Consider the following 1,095-nt stretch of genomic DNA (forward strand, 5'->3'; position numbering starts at 1 on the left):
CTCCGTTTTCGATCTTGAATCAGAAATGAGACCAAACGGGAATCCCTTGATTGCAGACACGGCCTAGCGCGTCCGAGGCGGATTCGATGTCGTGCTCCAGCCGCTGCATGAAGCGGTCGGCGGGCAGGCCGGGCGGGATCGGCGGCAGGAATTCGACGACGGCGCAGCCGGGGCGGCGCAGGATGCCGCGCTTGGGCCAGAAGAGCCCGACATTGGTCGCCACCGGCACGCAGGGCTGGTCTCCATCGGCATAGAGCACCGCGGTGCCGATCTTGTAGGGCGCGCGTGCGCCGGGGGCGACGCGGGTGCCCTGCGGGTAGATCACGAGCTGCCCCGGTTCGCTCCGCCCGGCGGCGACATCGGCGCGCATCTGCGCGACGGCCTGACCGCGCGCGCCGCGGTCCACGGGGATGCAGCCGATGCGCACCGCGTACCAGCCGAGCACGGGGGCGCGGCGCAACTCGCGCTTCATGATGAAGCGCGGGCGCGGCAGGACGGAGCACAGGATGATGATGTCGAAGAAGCTCTGGTGCTTGGCGGCGACGATGACGGCCCCGTCGGGGACCGTGCCGCGCACCTCGGAGCGCAGGCCGCACAGGAGCCGGGCGGAGGCGCGCACGTAGCGGCAGAAGACGCGGATGCCGGTCTGCGCGCCGCGTTTCGAGGCGAGCGCCCAGGGTATGAAGGCCAGCCCCATGAGGACCATGACGGCATACATCTGGACGATGAAGATCAGCGAGAGGGCGTAGCGCAGGGCGGTCATGGCGGGCTCGGGGCTGGTGCGGGCTGCGAGGGTTGTCGCGCGAAGGGGGGCCGGGCGCAAGCGGGCGGTCTTGCGCGCCGGGGTGCGGGTGGTAGGGTCCGGACGGGTCACGGGGTCACGGGGTCACGGGGCCATGGCGACAGGGATGCGACGGGGAGCGGCGCGCGGATGCGGATCACATGCCCGGGATGCGGGGCGGCCTACGAGGTGCCGGACCGTGCGGTGCCGGACCCGGGGCGCGACGTGCAATGCGCGGGCTGCGGGGCGTCGTGGTTCCTGCTCAAGGGCGGCGCGATGGCGCCCGCCGCCGAGCCTGGCGCGGCGCCGCCGGC

General features: G+C 72.4%; 2 protein-coding genes. One reads left to right on the forward strand and one right to left on the reverse strand.

Going from position 1 to position 1,095, the window contains the following annotated elements; genetic code table 11:
* Window positions 1-19: 19 nt before the first annotated feature.
* Window positions 20-763 carry a lysophospholipid acyltransferase family protein gene (locus DDE13_RS22455; RefSeq protein WP_111406399.1) on the reverse strand — a complete coding sequence of 248 codons (744 nt, stop codon included), beginning with the start codon at window positions 761-763 and terminating at the stop codon, window positions 20-22.
* A 168-nt stretch (window positions 764-931) separates the two neighbouring features.
* Between DDE13_RS22455 and DDE13_RS22460 the strand changes: the two genes are divergently transcribed.
* A partial coding sequence (locus DDE13_RS22460) for a zinc-ribbon domain-containing protein (RefSeq protein ID WP_222626195.1) occupies window positions 932-1,095 on the forward strand: 164 nt, incomplete at its 3' end.

Origin of the sequence: Meridianimarinicoccus zhengii (assembly GCF_003254465.1) — a bacterium.
Taxonomy (GTDB): Bacteria; Pseudomonadota; Alphaproteobacteria; order Rhodobacterales; family Rhodobacteraceae; genus Meridianimarinicoccus; species Meridianimarinicoccus zhengii.

Excerpts from the sequence above, each read along its gene's own strand:
- DDE13_RS22455 (WP_111406399.1), bottom strand. The coding sequence starts at position 763 with ATGACCGCCCTGCGCTACGCCCTCTCGCTGATCTTCATCGTCCAGATG.